This window comes from Caballeronia telluris, assembly GCF_001544495.1.
Lineage (GTDB): Bacteria > Pseudomonadota > Gammaproteobacteria > Burkholderiales > Burkholderiaceae > Caballeronia > Caballeronia telluris.
Genome location: NZ_FCNZ02000036.1, coordinates 1 through 17,383, shown reverse-complemented (window position 1 = coordinate 17,383; position 17,383 = coordinate 1). Strand labels below are relative to the sequence as shown.

Sequence of the window (17,383 nt, the reverse complement as noted above, 5' to 3'; positions counted from 1 at the left end):
AGCGCCTTCGTGACCCGTGACGTGACGAGCGCACTCCGATGACTCATCTCACCCCCGACGACGATCCGCCCGTCAGCGGCCTCGCGCCGTTCTGGCGCAGGCGCGATCGGCCCGACGTCGCCGGCGATGCACGGCGCATCGGGCGGTGCGTGAGCGCGTCGGCGTGTTTCGTGGTCGCCTGGTCGCTCGTGGAAGTGCCGTGGGAAATCGACCTCTCCGGCAGCGCGGACGCGGACGGCACCGCCTACACAAGCGGCGGCCCGATGAGCAGCGCGGAGGAAATCGCGGCCGTGCTCGCATCGAAGACGTTGCTCTTCTTGATCGTCGGACTGGCGCTCAAGCGCCGGCTCTTCGCGAAGTACGTGTTGCTCTTCGTGTGCCTGATGAGCGTGCTGGCGATGGCGCCGGAGATTCCCGTCGAGTATGCGCATTCGCGCTGGCTCGCGACGCTCTCGGCCGTCGAATGTCTCGGCAAGCTGGCGACATTCGTGTTCCTCGCGCTCGACTTGCGCACGAAGCGCTGAATACGCCGGAGAGCGTCGAAGCCCAAAGCGGGTTATCTTCACATACCGGCCGCCGTGTGACGCGGGATCGGCGAATCGACAATAACGCGGTCCTCCCTGGAGAATTCGTCATGTTCCACATTCGCGCTGTTTCAGCAGCTATCGTGGCATCGATCGGCATCGGGCTCGCATGGGCGCCGGTCTCGATGGCGCAAACCGCGGCGCCGGACGCGGTCGCGTCCACGCCAAAGGAAGTCAAGAAGGCGCAGAGCAAGGCCGCGCGCGCCAAGAAGAATGCCGAGTTGAAGGATCTGGAGAAGAACGGCTATCACCCCGGCGGCGACCAGCAGAATTATCCGCAGAACATTCAGGAAGCGCAGCGCAAGGTCGATGCCGAGAAGGCGGCGAAGGGAAAGGCGGCTTCCGCACCTTGATGCATCGAGGACGCGTCGACGTATCGGCATGCGATGGACCCGCTTTCGTGCGGGTCTTTTTTTGCGGGCGGGAGAGTGGGGAAAATTGCGCGGCCTGCGCGCGACGGAAGACGTGCCGCTGCGTCGCTTATCGGCCTTGTTCAAATCTTGCACCGTGTTCACGTAACGTATACAAACGCGAAAACGTATACAAACGCCATGCTGTGCGGCTCTGTCAGACCGCGCCCGCGTTCGGCCGATTCCGGTCCACAATACCCGCACCCCCTCGCCAACCCTCCCGCATGCCGCTCAAAAACCTCCTCCGCCGCCTCGATCTCACGACCCTGCAGCTCTTCCTCGCGATCTTCGAGGAAGGCACGCTGACGCGCGCAGCCGAGCGCGAAGCGATCGCGGTGTCGGCCGCGAGCAAGCGGCTGCTGGAACTTGAGCAGGCCGTCGGCGCGGTGCTGTTCGAGCGACGTGCGCGCGGCATGGACCTCACGCCTGCGGGCGAAACGCTGCTGCACCACGCGCGCCGGGTGCTGCGCGACATCGAGAACATCGGCATCGAACTCGCCGAGCACGCGAGCGGCGTGCGCGGCTACGTGCGGATGATGGCGAACCTGTCCGCGATCGTCGAATTCCTGCCGGAGGACCTGCGGGCGTTCATCGCGCTTCACGAGCAGATCAAGATCGACCTGGAAGAGCGCCCGAGTGGCGGCGTGATCGAAGCGATCGCCGACAGTCTCGCCGACCTCGGCATCTGTTCCGGCGATGCCGACACGCGCGGCCTTCACACGGCCCACTATCGCCACGACCGCCTCGCGATCGTGATGCGCGCGGACCATCCGCTCGCGAAGCGCGAACGCGTTCGCTTCGAAGAAACGCTCGACAGCGATCACGTCGGCCTGCATTCGGCCAGTTCGATCAACATGCGCACGCATCTCGCCGCGCGTCAGGCGGGCAAGCCGCTCAGGCTGCGCATCCACGTGCCGGGCTTCGATGCGGTCTGCCGCATGGTGCAGGCCGGGATGGGCGTCGGCGTGCTGCCGTTCGACGTCTATCGCGCGATGGGGCGGCAACTCGGGCTCGTCGCGGTGACGCTCGATGAAACGTGGGCCGAACGCAGCCTCATCATCGCCGTGCGCGATCCTGACGCGCTGTCGCCCGTGAGCCGGATGCTGTTCGATCATCTGCGCACGATCGAAGCCCGCGAGCAGCACAACCCCACAGCGTAAAAACCGGAGCGTTCGCGATCCGCGAACGGTCCTTGCCGAAATGCGGTTGGACACAAGAAGCCGCCGCTCCTAACCTGCTCCCATACGAAACCCACACGGAGACAGGCACCATGAGCGGACCCCTTGACGGCATTCGGGTCATCGAGATCGGCACCCTGATTGCCGCGCCTTTCGCGGCGCGCATGCTCGCGGAATTCGGCGCAGAGGTGATCAAGATCGAGACCCCCAACGGCGGCGATCCCCTTCGCAAATGGCGAAAGCTGCATGAAGGCACGTCGCTCTGGTGGTATCTCCAGTCGCGCAACAAGAAGTCCGTCTGCGTGAACCTGAAGTCGCCGGAGGGTGTCGAGGTCGTCAAGCGGCTGGTGAAAGACGCCGACGTGCTCGTCGAAAACATGCGACCCGGCGCGCTGGAAAAGCTCGGCATCGGCTGGGACGTGCTGCACGCGATCAACCCGAAGCTCACGATGGTGCGCATCTCCGGCTACGGCCAGTCGGGTCCGTATCGCGACCGGCCGGGCTTCGGTGCGATCGGCGAGGCGATGGGCGGCATCCGCTACACGACCGGCGACGAAGACGGCCTGCCGGCGCGCGTCGGCGTGAGTCTCGGCGATTCGCTCGCGTCGCTGCATGGCGTGATCGGCGCGCTGATGTCGGTGCTGCGCGTGAAGACGGGCAAGGGCGACGGTCAGGTGGTGGACGTCTCCCTCGTCGAAAGCGTCTTCAACCTGATGGAAAGCCTCGTGCCCGAATACGACCTGCTCGGTCACGTGCGCGAGCGAAGCGGCGGCGCGCTGCCGGGCATCGCGCCGTCGAACACGTATCGCACGGAAGACGGCGGCTTCGTCGTGATCGCGGGCAACAGCGATCCGATCTACAAGCGCCTGATGCACGTGATCGGCCGCCCCGATCTCGCCGACGATCCCGCGCTCGCGCACAACGACGGCCGCGCGCTGCAAAGCACGATGCTCGACGAAGCGATCACCGAATGGACCTCGCATCATTCGGTCGACGATGTGCTCGCGACGCTCGAACACGCGGAAGTGCCGTCGGGGCGCATCTATTCGGTGGCCGACATCGTCGCCGATCCGCATTACCAGGCGCGCGGCATGTTGCTCGACGCGGACCTGCCGGGCGGCGCCTCGGTGAAGATGCCGGGCATCGTGCCGAAGCTTTCCGACACGCCGGGCGAAGTTCACTGGCAAGGGCCCGCGCTCGGTGAACATACGGCCGGCGTACTGGCTTCGCTCGGCTTCGATGCCAGCGAAGTAGCGCGCCTGCGCGCACAAGGAGCCGTGCAATGAACCGCGACTACACGCAACGCTTGATCGTCCAGGAAGTGGCGCCGCGCGACGGCTTGCAGATCGAGCCGCAATGGGTCGACACTGCTGACAAAATCGCACTGATCGACGCGCTCTCGACCTGCGGCTTCACGCGCATCGAAGCGGGCTCGTTCGTTTCGCCGAAAGCGATTCCCGCCCTGCGCGACGGCGACGACGTATTTCGCGGCATCGGCCGCCGCCCGGGCGTGATCTATGTCGCGCTGATCCCGAACGCGAAGGGCGCCGAGCGCGCGCTCGCCGCTCACGCCGACGAACTCAATCTCGTGATGTCCGCGAGCCAGATGCACAACCGCGCGAACATGCGCATGTCGTGCGAGGCATCGCTCGCGGGCTTCGGCGATATCGTGCGGCTCGTGAAGGGCAGCCGCGCGAGCCTCAACGCGACGGTCGCGACGGCGTTCGGCTGTCCGTTCGAAGGACGCATCGACGAAGACCGCGTGGTCTCGATCGTCGATGCGTATCGCGAGATGGGGATCGCCGGCATCACACTCGCCGATACGACCGGCATGGCGAATCCGCGTCAGGTCGCGCGGCTCGTCGAACGCGTGCTCGGCCGCCTTCCCGCCGACGCGCTCACGCTGCACTTTCACAACACGCGCGGTCTCGGTCTCGCCAACGTGCTCGCGGCCTACGATGCCGGCGCGCGCCGCTTCGACGCCGCGCTCGGCGGTCTCGGCGGCTGTCCGTTCGCGCCGGGCGCGTCGGGCAACATCTGCACGGAAGACCTCGTGAACCTGTGCGACGAGATGGGCATCCCGACGGGCATCGACTTGCAAAAGCTGATCGCGCTGTCGCGCACGCTGCCGGCGCTCGTCGGCCACGACGTGCCGGGGCAGCTCGCGAAGGCAGGGCGCAATTGCGACGTGCATCCGGTACCCGAGTACGTCAAGTCGATCTGAATTTACCCTCACCAACCTATTCGACCGGACGGCGCAACGCCAGTCCGGCGTGGAGACAATCATGAGCGATCTGGGCGCAGTAGCGGCAACGAATCGTCCGCTAGCGAAGGAAAACACGGCGGACATCATTCGCAAGGTGGCGTGGCGGCTGATGCCGCTCATCATGCTGTGCTATCTGTTCGCCTTCTTCGACCGCATCAACATCAGCTTCGCGAAGTTCCAGCTGCAAAGCGATCTCGGTTTCTCCGACACCGCCTACGGCCTCGGCGCGAGTCTCTTCGTGATCGGCTATGTGCTTTTCGAGGTGCCGAGCAACCTGATGCTCTACAAGGTCGGCGCGCGCAAATGGATTGCACGGATCATGATCTCGTGGGGCCTCGCGACCACGGCGATGGTCTTCGTCTCGAACGAATGGCAGTTCTACGGGTTGCGCTTCATCATCGGCGCGATGGAAGCGGGTTTTGCGCCGGGCGTGCTGTACTACCTCACGTTGTGGTTCCCGGCAAGCTATCGCGGACGCATCACGTCGCTGCTATTTCTTGCTTCCGCGTTCTCGGGGCTCGTCGGCGCGCCGCTGTCGGGGCTCGTGCTCGGGCACATGAACGGCGTGCTCGGCATGCCCGGCTGGCATTGGCTCTTCCTGCTCGGCGGCCTGCCTTGCGTGCTGCTCGGCCTCCTCGTGCTGAAGGTGCTGAAGGATCGCGTCGATGACGCCGGGTGGCTCACGGCAGCGGAGAAGACCTATCTGAAGAGCCAGATTTCGTCGCAAAGCAAGCCGGCGCCCGGCGGCCATTCGCTCCTCGGCGCGATCAAGACGCCCGGCTTCCTCACGCTCGGACTGATCTACTTCCTGATCCAGATCGCGTCGTATGGCCTGAACTTCTGGGCGCCGCATCTGATTCGCGCGGCAGGCACCGACAATCCGACGATCATCGGCCTCCTCACCGCCGTGCCCTATGTGTGCGGTGCGATCTGCATGGTCGTGGTGGGCCGTATGTCGGACAGCTCCGGCGAGCGTCGCAAGTTCGTCTGCGTGCTGTTGCTGATGGCCGCGGCGGGCTTCTTCGCGGCAGGCGTCTTCGACAAGCAGACGACCTTGCTGATCGTCGCGCTCGGCGTGATGGGCGCGGGTGTGGTCGCTGCGATCCCGGCGTTCTGGGCGCTGCCGCCGAAGCTCCTCAGCGGTGCGGGCGCGGCCGGCGGCATCGCGCTCATCAACACGCTCGGGCAACTGGGCGGCATCGTGAGCCCGGTGATGGTCGGACGCATCCGCGATCTCACGGGCAGCACGACGCCCGCGCTGTATGCGATCGGCTGCATGAGCGTCGTGTGCGCGCTGATTCTGATGTTCGGCCTGCCGCAATCGCTCAGGCAGAAGGATCACGCGGAATGAACGAAGGCCCCGCGACCAGGCGGGGCTTCGTCGTTTATCCCTTCCACGTCCACTCGCGAATCTCATCGCGATCGATGCCTTCCGCATGCGCATGGCGAATGCTTTCGATCACCTGATCCTGTAGCCAGTTCTTCGCATGCGCGCCGGTATCGCGCAAGAGCGGCACGCGGTCGATCACGTCGATCGCGAGCGTATAGCGGTCCACGCCATTGATGATCGCAAGCTCGAACGGCGTGTTGATGTTGCCTTTCTCGCGATAGCCATGCACGTGTATGTTCTCGTGATTCGTGCGGTTGTACGTGAGCTTGTGCACGAGCGTCGGATACGAGTGAAAGTTGAAGATGACCGGCTTGTCGCGCGTAAAGAGCGAATCGAAATCGCGCGCTGAAAGACCATGCGGATGTTCGGTGTCCGGCATCAGGCGGAACAGGTCGACCACGTTCACGAAGCGGATCTTCAGTTCGGGAAACTGCTGCTTCAGGATCTCGACGGCGGCAAGCGACTCCATCGTAGCGATGTCGCCCGCCGAGGCCATCACGACATCCGGTTCGTGACACGCGTCGGTGGAGGCCCAGTCCCAGATGCCGATGCCCTTCGAGCAATGCACGATGGCGTCCTGCATGTTCAGATACTGGAGATGCGGCTGCTTGTCCGCGACGATCACGTTCACATAGTCGCGCGTGCGCAGGCAATGATCGGCGACGGAAAGCAGGCAGTTCGCATCGGGCGGCAGATAGATGCGCACGACTTCCGGGCTCTTGTTCGTGACGACATCGAGAAAACCCGGGTCTTGATGCGTGAAGCCGTTGTGATCCTGCCGCCACACGAGCGACGTGATCAGCAGGTTGATCGACGGAATCGGCGCGCGCCAGTCGATTTCCTTTTTCGCTTTCTCCAGCCACTTGGCGTGCTGATTGAACATCGAATCGATCACGTGCACGAACGCTTCGTAAGTCGCGAGGAGGCCGTGACGGCCCGTCAGCACGTAGCCTTCGAACCAGCCTTCGAGCGTGTGTTCGGAGAGCATCTCCATCACGCGGCCGGTGGGGTCGAGCGCGCCGCCGTCGCTGTCTTCGGGTTTCGTCTCCGCGATCCAGCGCTTGCCCGACGCTTCGTACACGCCGTCAAGCTTGTTGCTCGCGGTTTCATCGGGACCGAAGAGCCGGAAGTTCGACATGTTATTGCGGATCACGTCGCGCAGGAACTTGGCGAGCACCGCGGTCGGCGACGCATAGACGCTCGCCGGGCTTGTCACGTCGAACGCGTAGTCGCGCATGTCGGGCAGATGAAGCGCGTGCCGCAGACGTCCGCCATTCGCATGCGGATTCGCGCTGATGCGGCGTTCGCCCTTGGGCGCGATCTCGCGAAGTTCTTCGATCAGCCGGCCTTCTTCGTCGAACAGCGCTTCGGGCTCGTAGCTGCGCATCCAGTCTTCGAGCACGCGCAGGCTCTTGCGGTTCGTCGCCGGATCGAGCACGGGCACCTGATGCGAGCGCCAGAAGTCCTCGACCTTGTGGCCGTCGACTTCCTTCGGCCCCGTCCAGCCTTTCGGCGAGCGCAGCACGATCATCGGCCAGCGCGGACGCGTGGTGTCGTGGTTCGCGCGTGCGTGCTGCTGGATCGCGCGAATCTCGCCGATGCACTGTTCGAGCGTCGCGGCCATGCGCTGATGCATGCCGGGCAGATCGCCGCCCTCGACGAAATACGGCTTGTAGCCGTAGCCGATGAACAACGCTTCGAGTTCCTCATGCGGAATTCGCGCGAGGATCGTCGGATTGGCGATCTTGTAGCCGTTCAGATGCAGGATCGGCAGCACGGCGCCGTCCTGCACCGGGTTCAGAAACTTGTTCGAATGCCACGACGTGGCGAGCGGGCCCGTCTCCGATTCGCCGTCGCCGACCATCGTGGCGACGATCAGATCGGGATTGTCGAACGCGGCGCCGTAGGCGTGCGACAGGCTGTAGCCGAGTTCGCCGCCTTCATGGATCGAACCGGGCGTCTCCGGCGTGCAATGCGAACCGATTCCGCCCGGCGAAGAGAACGCGCGAAACAGCTTCAGCATGCCGGCTTCGTCATCGCTGCGGTCGGGATAGACCTCCGAGTAATAGCCTTCCAGATACGCATTCGACAGCGTCGCGGGCGCGCCGTGGCCCGGCCCCGAGACGAACATCACGTTCAGGTCCTGCTGCACGATGAGCCGGTTCAGGTGGACCCACGTGAACGATTGTCCCGGGTCCGATCCCCAGTGTCCGAGCAGACGCCGCTTGATGTGCGCGGGCTTGAGCGGCTCGCGCAGGAGCGGATTGTCCCGCAGATAGATCATGCCGACGGACAGGTAATTGCATGCGCGCCAGTAGGCGTCGAGCTTGCGGAGTTCGTCGGCGGAAAGCGGGAGATTCGGGGCTGCCGGGCCGGGCGTTTGGCCTTGTGCTGCGTCGTCCAAGAGCTTCTCCAGTCGTGGTTGCGTCAGGCGCGCAACGGATGCGCGGTTGATTATGGCGCCATCGGCCTTATCTTTGCAGCAACCGGAAACGCCCGCGCGGTCGCGATCAGACGCGAACGTCCAGCATCGTCGAGCAAGACGTCGGTTTCGTGACAGCCGGCGCGCGCGACACAGCGCCGCACGCGATGTTCGATCGCCTCCTAAAATAGCGTATGACCGACCCATCCCCTGTCGCTGATTTTCATCCCGCCGTCGCCGCCTGGTTCGAGCGCCAGTTCCCGGCCGCCACCGCGGCGCAGGCGCGCGCATGGCCGCTCATCCGCGCGCGCCGCTCGACGCTCGTCGCCGCGCCGACCGGCTCCGGCAAGACGCTCACGGCGTTTCTCGCCGCCATCGACGAACTCGTGCGCGACGGCCTCGCGCACGGCGCGGCGCTGCCCGACGAGACGCGCATCGTCTACATTTCGCCGCTGAAGGCGCTGTCGAACGACATCCGCGTGAACTTGCAGGAGCCGCTCGCGGGCATCTCGGACGAACTCGCGCGGCTCGGCCTGCCGCCCGTCGAGATCCGCGCGGCGGTGCGCACCGGCGACACCACGCAGCGGGAACGCGCCGCCGTCCGCAAGCGCCCGCCGCATATCCTTGTCACGATGCCCGAGTCGCTCTACGTGCTGCTCGGTTCGGACTCGGGCCGCGCGATGCTGTCCACGACGCGCAGCGTGATCGTCGACGAAATTCACGCGGTGGCGGGCACCAAGCGCGGCGCGCACCTCGCACTGAGTCTCGCGCGCCTCGACGCGCTTTGCGCGCAGAAGCCGGTGCGCATCGGTTTGTCCGCGACACAGAAGCCGATCGAACTGGTTGCGAAGTTTCTCGTGGGCGAGGGCGAGCCGTGCGAGATCGTCGATGTCGGGCACGTCCGCGCGCGCGATCTCGCGCTGGAGCTTCCGCCGATGCCGCTCGAAGCCATCATGTCGAACGACATGTGGGAGCGCGTCTACGACCGGCTCGCCGAACTCGTCGCGCAGCATCGCACGACGCTCGTGTTCGTGAACACGCGCCGCATGGCCGAGCGCGCCGCACGCCATCTGACCGACCGGCTCGGCAAGGAAGCGGTCGCGGCGCATCACGGCAGTCTCGCGCGCGAGCATCGGCTGGACGCGGAGCAGCGGCTGAAGCGCGGCGAACTGCGCGTGCTGATCGCCACCGCTTCGCTGGAACTGGGCATCGATATCGGCGATGTCGAACTGGTTTGCCAGCTCGGCTCGCCGGGGTCGATCGGCGGGTTCTTGCAGCGCGTCGGGCGTTCGGGGCATCAGGTCGGCGGCATGCCGAAAGGGCGGCTTTTCCCGACGTCGCGCGACGACCTGATCGAATGCGCGGCGCTCCTCGATTGCGTGCGGCGCGGCGAACTCGATGCGCTGTCGGTGCCACGCGCGCCGCTCGACGTGCTCGCGCAGCAGATCACCGCGGAGGTGTCGTGCCGCGAGTGGCGCGAGGACGCGCTCTTCGCGTGCTTCACGCGCGCGTATCCCTACGCGACGCTCGCGCGCGAAAAGTTCGACGCGGTCGTGCGTTCGCTCTCGGAGGGTTTCACGAGCCGTCACGGCCCGCGCGGCGCGTATGTGCATCGCGATGCGGTGAGCGGCACGCTGCGCGGCCGGCGCGGCGGCAAGCTGACGGCGGTGACGTCCGGCGGCGCTATTCCCGATAACGCCGATTTCGCCGTGCTGCTGGAGCCGCAGGGCTTGCAGATCGGCACGGTCAACGAGGATTTCGCCGTCGAAAGCCTTGCGGGCGACATCTTCCAGCTGGGCAACACGTCGTACCGGATCTTGCGGATCGAGGGCGGGCGCGTGCGGGTCGAGAACGCGAACGGCCAGCCGCCGAACATCCCGTTCTGGCTCGGCGAGGCGCCGGGCCGAAGCGACGAGCTGTCGCACGCGATCGCGCGCATGCGCGGCCAGATCGACGCGTGGCTCGGCGCAAAAAGCACGCTCGATGCCACGGTCGATGCGCTGGCGGCGGAGGCGGGCATCGACCGCGAGGCGGCGCGGCAGATCGTCGAATACTTGGCGCGCGCGCGTGCCGCGCTCACCGTTTTGCCGACCCAGGACACGCTCGTGATGGAGCGCTTCTTCGACGAATCCGGCGGCACGCAACTCGTGATCCACGCGCCGTTCGGCAGCCGCGTGAACCGCGCGTGGGGTCTCGCGCTGAGGAAGCGCTTTTGCCGCACCTTCAACTTCGAACTCCAGGCCGCCGCGACCGAGGACGCGATCGTGCTGTCGCTCACGCGCAGCCACAGCTTCGCGCTCGACGAAGTGTGGCGCTATCTGCGCTCGAACACGGCCGAGCACGTGCTGATCCAGGCGCTGCTCGACGCGCCGCTCTTCGGCGTGCGCTGGCGCTGGAACGCGACCAACGCGCTCGCGCTGCCGCGCTACGCGGGCGGACGCAAGGTCGCGCCGCAGTTGCAGCGGATGAAGAGCGAGGACCTGCTCGCGGCGATCTTTCCGGATCAGGTCGCGTGCGCGGAGAACGTCGTCGGCGAGCGCGAGGTGCCCGAGCATCCGCTCGTCGAACAGACGCTCGACGACTGTCTGCACGACGCGATGGACAGCGAGCAATGGCTCGCGATCCTGCGGCGCATCGAGGGCGGCGAACTGCGGCTCGTGACGCGCGATCTGCCCGCGCCTTCGCCGCTGGCGGCGGAAATTTTGTCGGCGCGTCCGTACGCCTTCCTCGACGACGCCCCGCTCGAAGAGCGCCGCACGCAGGCCGTGCTGGCGCGCCGCTGGAGCGACCCCGAATCGGCCGACGATCTCGGCGCGCTCGACGCGGAAGCGATCGAAGGCGTGCGCGCGGAAGCGTGGCCCGTCGCGCGCGGCGCGGACGAGATGCACGAAGCGCTGATGAGCCTCGCGTGCGTGACCGAGGCCGAGGCCGGGCGAAACGACGGCTGGCCCGTGTGGCTCGACGCGCTCGCGCAGTCCGGCCGCGCCACGCGCTTGCGCGTCGCGGAGCACGACGCGCTCTGGGTGCCGGTCGAGCGGCTCACGTGCGTGCGCGCCGTCTATCCGCAGGCGCCGATGCATCCGGCATTGCACGCGCCCGCCGGCTACACCGATCCGTGGACCGAAGACGACGCGCTCGTCGAGATCGTGCGCGCGCGGCTGTCGCGATTCGGTCCGCTGACCGTGCCGGAAATCGCGCGGGCGCTGGCTTTGCCGGCGTCGGCGGTGGCGCTCGCGCTGACGAAGCTCGAAGCCGAGGGCTACGTGCTGCGCGGCCGCTTCACGCCCGGCGCCGTCGACGAGGAATGGTGCGAGCGGCATCTGCTCGCGCGGATTCATCGCTACACGGTGCGACGGCTGCGTCGCGAGATCGAGCCGGTCGAGCGGCAGGATTTCATGCGCTTCCTGTTCGAATGGCAGCATCTTTCCGCCGATTCGCGCGGCGAAGGACGCGACGCACTGCTCGCGGTCGTCGAACAACTGGAAGGTTTCGAAGCGCCCGCCGTCGCGTGGGAAGAGGAGATGCTGCCCGCGCGCATCGCGGATTATTCGGGCTACTGGCTCGACGAAATCTCGCGCTCGGGCAAGGTCGTCTGGAGCCGGCCGGGCGGACGCGCGCGCGCGGCGGGCGGGCCGGTGCGCGGCACGCCGATCGTCCTCTTGCCGCGTCGCCATCTCGCCGCCTGGAGCGCGCTGATGCGTCCGGGCGAGGCGCCGGAGATGAGTTCGCGCGCGCAACTCGTCCACGACGCATTGAAGGCGCATGGCGCGATGTTCTTCGACGAACTGCTCGCCGACACGCGCCTCCTTCGCACGGAACTGGAGACGGCGCTCGGCGAACTGGTCGCGCTCGGGCTCGTGAACGCCGACAGCTTTGCGGGCCTGCGCGCGCTGCTCGCGCCGGCGGCGAAGCGCAATGCGTTCAGCCGGCGGCCGCGGCGGGGCGGCATGTTCATCGGCGGGATGGACGACGCGGGGCGCTGGGCGCTTTTGCGCCGCGCCGAAGCGGAAGGCGCGCCCGACGCCGTCGAACATGCGGCGATGGTGCTGCTGCGCCGCTACGGCGTCGTGTTCTGGCGGCTGCTCGAACGCGAGGCCGACTGGCTCCCCCCGTGGCGCGATCTGCTGCGCGTGTTTCATCGGCTGGAGGCGCGTGGCGAGATTCGCGGCGGACGCTTCGTCGCGGGCATCGCGGGCGAGCAGTTCGCGCTCGCCGAAGCCGTGCCGCTGCTGCGCGACATGCGCAAGCGCTCGCCCGATGGCAGTTTCGTCGCGGTGAGCGCCGTCGATCCGCTCAATCTCGTCGGCACGCTATTGCCCGGCGAGAAAGTGCCCGCGCTGCCGGGCAACCGCGTGCTGTTTCGCGACGGCGTGCCGGTCGGCGCGGTGGTCGCGGGCAAGACGCGCTATCTCGTCGAACTCGACGCTGAGGAACGCGAAACGGTGCGCTCGAAACTCGTGAAACGCAGCGCACGCTCGATCGGCGGATTGACCGGCCTTTCAGGCATGCCCACGGGCGCGGCCTTGCCGCACTGAGCGCTGCGATGAGGCCTGTGCGCAAGGCGCCAGAAGCCAAAACCTATGCGCAAGACGCCAAAAAAAGCGGTCCGCGATGCATCGCGGACCGCTTCATCTGTGCTGCCGACTACTTACTTCGAAACCAGCTTCTTGCGAAACGGCCCGGGTTGCGGGGCAGGCACGCTCTGCACCGCGACGCCCGGATAGTTGGAAAGGCGGTTTGCGTTCACGGCGGGGCGCGCGCGAAAACCCTGATGCGCGCCGGTCCGCGAACCGCCGACGATTGCGGTCATTGCTTCGCGATCGAGAAGCACACTGTCCGCTAGATCCTTGATGACGATGACGGCCATGACATTTTCCTGAAGGTTCGGAGTCGAAACCGGCGTGACGACGGTCACGCTACGAAGCGCACGGATGCCGGAACACTGCACGCACCCAGTATAGGCAATCCGTTCGCGATTGTGACCGGCGCGACCCCACGTCCGGCCACAACTCAATCGAACGACGCAAAGGCGAAAGGCCGCTCGCGGCCTTTGCAGGTCGCGAGCGGCCGGGCCGCCGGAAAACCGGCGGCGCGACGGCGTTCTCAGAACAGCACGGTGGCGTTCGCCGCGCCGATCTGTTCCGGGTTGACGTCGAAGCGCGGCGCGACGAAGTTCGGCCCGATCACGCTGTTGTTCAGTGCAGAGACCTGCACGTTCTGATATTGCTGGATGTTCTGGTTCACGTTGACGTTGACGTTCGCGAACGGGCCGAAGCCGCCTTGCGCGAGCGAGCCGCCGTGAACGGACGACATTGCGTGGCGGTCGAGTTCCTGGCTGTGGCGAAGGTCCTGGATCATGATGGACGACATGTTGGTTCTCCTGGCGTGCGTGCTGGGGTGGTGGGCGAGGTTCGTGCCGCGCTCAGAACACGTTGATCGTGTTCGTGTTGCTCGCCTTCTGGATCGGCTTGACGTTCGAATCGATGTCGGTGACGAAGGCGGCGTTGTTGCCGTTCGCGCTGGACACGTTCTGCGTCTGGCCGATCAGCTGCTGCGTATTCACGGTCACGTCGAGCTTCGTGAAGTCGTAGCCCGGGATGAAGAAGGCGGAGTTGCCGCCACGCACGGCCGACATGGCGCGGCTGTCGAGGTCTTCGGTCTTGGCGAGGTCTTTGATCGTCAGCGATTTCATTTGGATGCTCCTGGAGAGGGAAAGGCTTTCGGGTTGGTCGAGCATTCTGTCTGCTCGGGTGGGATCAATGCATGGCCTGTGCCAAGCGGAGCGCGGCGCCCGAGAATACTTTCAAGTAGTTGAAAGTAAAGGGATATTTTCGGTGTCACGAGGAGCGGCGAGCGGCGCGCGGCAACGTGCCCGGCGGATGGGACCCAACAGCGGCCGCTCACGTGTTGGATCGCGTGAGACACCCGCATGCGAGCCTCCGATGATCGAAAACCAGATTTGCGAAAGGCGCGGGTGAAGGCTAGTATCGAACGTGCACATGTAGTTTGTTACGACAAGTGAATTGTCGGTCGATTTGGAGCCGCGTCGAGTCGCACAGATGACAAGCTTTCCAGAAGCGATTCGTACATTCCACAGCGACGGCCCGTCGCGCGACGCGTTTTTGGCAGAGATCGACAGCGCCCTGGCGGACACCCGCGAACCGCATTCAAGGCTCATCGCGATCCTCGATGAAGCGCACGCCGCCAGGCCGCTGCCGCCCGACGTCTACGCGGCCGTGAAGCGTCGCATCGACGAAGCATCGCTCGCCGCGCCTCAGCGCAACCTCCATCCCGCCTCCCCCGACAACGCAGACGAAACCCGCGTGCAGACCACGCCGGCGGGCTTTACGCCGCGCGATTCGTCGGGGCAGACGTCGTTCGGCAACGGGCAGGTGGTGGCGGAACTGGATCAGGTGAAAGGCGTCGGCGATACGCTGAACGGCCGCTTCGTGCTCGAAGAGTGTCTCGGCATCGGCGGCATGGGCACCGTGTACAAGGCGCTCGATCTGCGCAAGCTGGAAGCGTCCGACCGCCGGCCCTACGTCGCGATCAAGGTGCTGAACCTGCAGTTCCGCGGCAACCCGAAATCGCTGATCGCGTTGCAGCGCGAGGCGCGTAAGGCGCAGACGCTCGCGCATCGCAATATCGTCACCGTGTACGACTTCGATCGCGACGGCTCGGTCGTCTATCTGACGATGGAGTATCTGTCGGGCCAGCCGCTCTCGCGCTTGCTTCGGAACCCGAATTTCAAGGGCATGCCGTTCGCCGAAGTTTTCCCTATCTTCAAGGGCATGGCGAACGCGCTCGCCTACGCGCACGAGCGCGGCTTCGTGCATTGCGACTTCAAGCCGGCCAACGTCTTTCTCACCGATACGGCCGAAGTGAAGGTGATCGACTTCGGCATCGCGCGCGTGTTCCAGCGGCCCGAAGAGGAAACCGAGGCGACCATCTTCGATCCGGGCAGTCTCGGCGCGCTTACGCCCGCCTATGCGAGCCCGGAGATGCTGGAGCACCGCGAGCCCGATCCGCGCGACGACGTGTACGCGCTCGGCTGCATCACCTACGAATTGCTGACGGGCAAGCATCCGTTCGACCGCGTGCCCGCGACGCAGGCGCGCAGCGCGGGCATGAAGCCCGCCCGTCCCGACGATCTCGGCTACAAGCAGTGGAAGGCGATCCGGGCGGCGCTGTCGTTCGACCGCGAAGCGCGCACGCCGACCGTCGCGCAATTTTCCGACGAGCTTGCCGAAGAGCAGCGGCCAGCGGCCGCGACGGGATCGAAGGGCAAGCCGAAGCTGATGTTCGGCGCGGCGGCGCTGGTTGCCGCCGTGGTCGCGGGCGGTGGTTACTACTTCTACGATCAGTCGAGGAGCGAGCAGGAAGGCGCGAAAGGCGCGCAGGAAACCGATGTCGCGGGTAGTGTCGTGGCGCCGGCGGCGGCGCCTTCGGCGCCTGCCGTGGCCGTGATGCCTTCGGCGCCCGCCGCCGCTTCCGCTCCCGCGACTGCGCCCGCGACTGCACTGACGCTCGATGCGATCACGCCGGCGCTGGCCGCGGTGCCGTGCTCGGCGCTCGTCGCGACGGTCCACGATCAGACCGTCGACGTGCAGGGCTACGTGTCGGAACGTTACGGCATCGGGCGGCTCAGGCAGGGCTTAAGCACGCTGCCGGGCGTGAAGACGGTCAACCTCGGCGTGCAGCCAGTCGCCGAGGACAAGTGCGACGTCCTCAAGGTCGTCGGACCGTACTGGACGGCGAACCATCAGACGGGCCGTCCCGCTTCGCTGCGCTCGCGTGCGCCGGGCGCGCGGCTGACCGAAGGCCAGCCGCTGATCGTCGACGTCATGACGCCGGGCTTCGATTCGTATGTCAACGTCGATTATTTCCAGCTCGACGGCACCGTGGTTCATCTCGTGCCGAACGAGCGCGCGAAGGACAACCAGGCGCCGCCGCACTACACGGCGACCATCGGCACGATGGGCGACTGGGTGGTCGGCAAGCCGTTCGGTTCGGAACTGATCGTGCTCTTCATCACGCCCGCGCCGCTCTTCGATTCGCTGCGCCCCGACAGCGAGCCCAAAGCGGATTACCTGCGCGCCGTCGATGCGCGGCTCGCGCAACTCGCGGGAAAGTACGGCCGCGACCACGTGGCGGTCGACATCGTGCAGATCAGCACGCAGGCGCGCAAGCACTAGCCGCGCATCGCGCGGTTACTTCATGTCCCGCGCGACGCGAAAGCCGTTTTGCGACTGCCGCACGCTCGCGCTGTACTTGAAGCGCGTCGCGGACTGCATGTACGCGGCGCCCTCGCGCCACGATCCGCCGCGTATCACGCGCACCGAGCACGCGGCGTCGTCCCAGACGCGGCCGTCGGCGGGCGCCGACTTGTACGAGCTGTGCCAGCAGTCCGCGACCCATTCCCAGACGCTGCCGTTCATGTCGAAGAGGCCGTAGGGATTGCCCGCGAACGAGCCGACGGCGGCGGGGCTCTCGGTCGTCCACGGATCGCCGCAGTCCTTGCAGTCCGCGTTGCCTTTCTTCATCTGGTCGCCCCACCAGTAGACCGTCGATGTGCCGCCGCGCGCGGCGTATTCCCATTCGGCCTCGGTCGGCAGGCGATACGCCTTGCCGCCTACCTTCGACAGCCATTTCACGTAGACCTGCGCGTCGTCCCAGCTGACGTTGCGCATCGGTGAATTATTCGGCGGATTGCCATCGATTGCGATACGCGTGCAGGCACCCGCGTCGGCGCACGCGTTCCACTGCTCGACAGTGACTTCGTACTTGCCGATGGCGAACGGCTGGGCAATCGACACGCGATGCGGCGGCTTTTCGGCGGGGTCGTCGGAGTTGCTCCCCATCGTGAACGTGCCGGCGGAGAGCGGGATCAGTATCGGGCAGTTCGGGCAATCCTTGATCTCGCTGCCGCTCGCAACCTTCGCGGCGACGGGCGGCGCGGCCAGCGCCGGTTTTGACGTTTCGACCGGCGCCGCCGGCTTGACCTTCGCAGCAGGCGCGGGAGCGGAAGCGGGAGCGGGAGCGGGAGCGGGAGCGGGAGCGGGAGCGGGAGCGGGAGCGGGAGCGGGAGCGGGAGCGGGAGCGGGAGCGGGAGCGGGAGCGGGAGCGGGAGCGG

General features: G+C 66.3%; 13 protein-coding genes. 8 read left to right on the top strand and 5 right to left on the bottom strand.

Translation table 11 applies throughout. The annotated features are described in order from the left end of the window. The first annotated feature begins 38 nt into the window (after positions 1 to 38). From AWB66_RS28445 to AWB66_RS28420, 6 genes are all read left to right on the top strand, one after another. Positions 39 to 524, top strand: a complete 486-nt coding sequence (locus tag AWB66_RS28445; RefSeq protein ID WP_087633404.1) for a hypothetical protein — start codon at positions 39 to 41, stop codon at positions 522 to 524. Positions 525 to 634: 110 nt separating this feature from the next. Next, on the top strand, positions 635 to 937 hold the full coding sequence (locus tag AWB66_RS28440) for a DUF4148 domain-containing protein (protein ID WP_087633403.1): 303 nt from the start codon (positions 635 to 637) through the stop codon (positions 935 to 937). A gap of 281 nt (positions 938 to 1,218) precedes the next feature. Further along, complete coding sequence (locus tag AWB66_RS28435; protein ID WP_087633402.1) at positions 1,219 to 2,154, top strand: LysR family transcriptional regulator; 936 nt, start codon at positions 1,219 to 1,221, stop codon at positions 2,152 to 2,154. Positions 2,155 to 2,264: 110 nt separating this feature from the next. Further along, positions 2,265 to 3,458: a CaiB/BaiF CoA transferase family protein gene (locus tag AWB66_RS28430; RefSeq protein ID WP_087633401.1), complete on the top strand. Its 1,194-nt coding sequence runs from the start codon at positions 2,265 to 2,267 to the stop codon at positions 3,456 to 3,458. Continuing rightward, on the top strand, positions 3,455 to 4,396 hold the full coding sequence (locus tag AWB66_RS28425) for a hydroxymethylglutaryl-CoA lyase (protein WP_087633400.1): 942 nt from the start codon (positions 3,455 to 3,457) through the stop codon (positions 4,394 to 4,396). Before AWB66_RS28430 ends, AWB66_RS28425 begins: the two co-directional genes overlap by 4 nt. A 61-nt stretch (positions 4,397 to 4,457) precedes the next feature. Beyond that, on the top strand, positions 4,458 to 5,789 hold the full coding sequence (locus AWB66_RS28420) for an MFS transporter (protein WP_087633399.1): 1,332 nt from the start codon (positions 4,458 to 4,460) through the stop codon (positions 5,787 to 5,789). Between the two features lie 34 nt (positions 5,790 to 5,823). Here the strand turns inward: AWB66_RS28420 and AWB66_RS28415 are convergent, their stop codons facing one another. After that, positions 5,824 to 8,232, bottom strand: coding sequence for a phosphoketolase family protein (locus AWB66_RS28415; protein WP_087633398.1), 2,409 nt, complete (start codon positions 8,230 to 8,232; stop codon positions 5,824 to 5,826). Between the two features lie 212 nt (positions 8,233 to 8,444). Here AWB66_RS28415 and AWB66_RS28410 point away from each other — a divergent pair, with 212 nt between their 5' ends. Continuing rightward, positions 8,445 to 12,785, top strand: a complete 4,341-nt coding sequence (locus AWB66_RS28410) for an Lhr family helicase (protein WP_087633397.1) — start codon at positions 8,445 to 8,447, stop codon at positions 12,783 to 12,785. A gap of 113 nt (positions 12,786 to 12,898) precedes the next feature. Here the strand turns inward: AWB66_RS28410 and AWB66_RS28405 are convergent, their stop codons facing one another. From AWB66_RS28405 to AWB66_RS28395, 3 genes are all read right to left on the bottom strand, one after another. Continuing rightward, entirely contained in the window at positions 12,899 to 13,117 is a 219-nt protein-coding gene (locus AWB66_RS28405) for a hypothetical protein (RefSeq protein ID WP_087633396.1), read from the bottom strand. A gap of 236 nt (positions 13,118 to 13,353) precedes the next feature. Next, complete coding sequence (locus tag AWB66_RS28400) at positions 13,354 to 13,620, bottom strand: hypothetical protein (protein WP_087633395.1); 267 nt, start codon at positions 13,618 to 13,620, stop codon at positions 13,354 to 13,356. 52 nt (positions 13,621 to 13,672) lie between these two features. Further along, a complete protein-coding gene (locus AWB66_RS28395; protein WP_087633394.1) occupies positions 13,673 to 13,942 on the bottom strand; it encodes a hypothetical protein in 270 nt (89 codons plus the stop codon). A gap of 367 nt (positions 13,943 to 14,309) precedes the next feature. Here AWB66_RS28395 and AWB66_RS28390 point away from each other — a divergent pair, with 367 nt between their 5' ends. Further along, positions 14,310 to 16,445 carry a serine/threonine protein kinase gene (locus tag AWB66_RS28390; RefSeq protein ID WP_087633393.1) on the top strand — a complete coding sequence of 712 codons (2,136 nt, stop codon included), beginning with the start codon at positions 14,310 to 14,312 and terminating at the stop codon, positions 16,443 to 16,445. Between the two features lie 15 nt (positions 16,446 to 16,460). Here the strand turns inward: AWB66_RS28390 and AWB66_RS28385 are convergent. Further along, positions 16,461 to 17,383, bottom strand: a 923-nt coding sequence (locus AWB66_RS28385) for a formylglycine-generating enzyme family protein (protein ID WP_143328362.1), incomplete at its 5' end; no start/stop codon positions are given.

Coding starts and splice junctions, on each gene's coding strand:
- AWB66_RS28445 (WP_087633404.1), top strand. CDS start 39: ATGACTCATCTCACCCCCGACGACGATCCGCCCGTCAGCGGCCTCGCG.
- AWB66_RS28440 (WP_087633403.1), top strand. CDS start 635: ATGTTCCACATTCGCGCTGTTTCAGCAGCTATCGTGGCATCGATCGGC.
- AWB66_RS28435 (WP_087633402.1), top strand. CDS start 1,219: ATGCCGCTCAAAAACCTCCTCCGCCGCCTCGATCTCACGACCCTGCAG.
- AWB66_RS28430 (WP_087633401.1), top strand. CDS start 2,265: ATGAGCGGACCCCTTGACGGCATTCGGGTCATCGAGATCGGCACCCTG.
- AWB66_RS28425 (WP_087633400.1), top strand. CDS start 3,455: ATGAACCGCGACTACACGCAACGCTTGATCGTCCAGGAAGTGGCGCCG.
- AWB66_RS28420 (WP_087633399.1), top strand. CDS start 4,458: ATGAGCGATCTGGGCGCAGTAGCGGCAACGAATCGTCCGCTAGCGAAG.
- AWB66_RS28410 (WP_087633397.1), top strand. CDS start 8,445: ATGACCGACCCATCCCCTGTCGCTGATTTTCATCCCGCCGTCGCCGCC.
- AWB66_RS28405 (WP_087633396.1), bottom strand. CDS start 13,117: ATGGCCGTCATCGTCATCAAGGATCTAGCGGACAGTGTGCTTCTCGAT.
- AWB66_RS28400 (WP_087633395.1), bottom strand. CDS start 13,620: ATGTCGTCCATCATGATCCAGGACCTTCGCCACAGCCAGGAACTCGAC.
- AWB66_RS28395 (WP_087633394.1), bottom strand. CDS start 13,942: ATGAAATCGCTGACGATCAAAGACCTCGCCAAGACCGAAGACCTCGAC.
- AWB66_RS28390 (WP_087633393.1), top strand. CDS start 14,310: ATGACAAGCTTTCCAGAAGCGATTCGTACATTCCACAGCGACGGCCCG.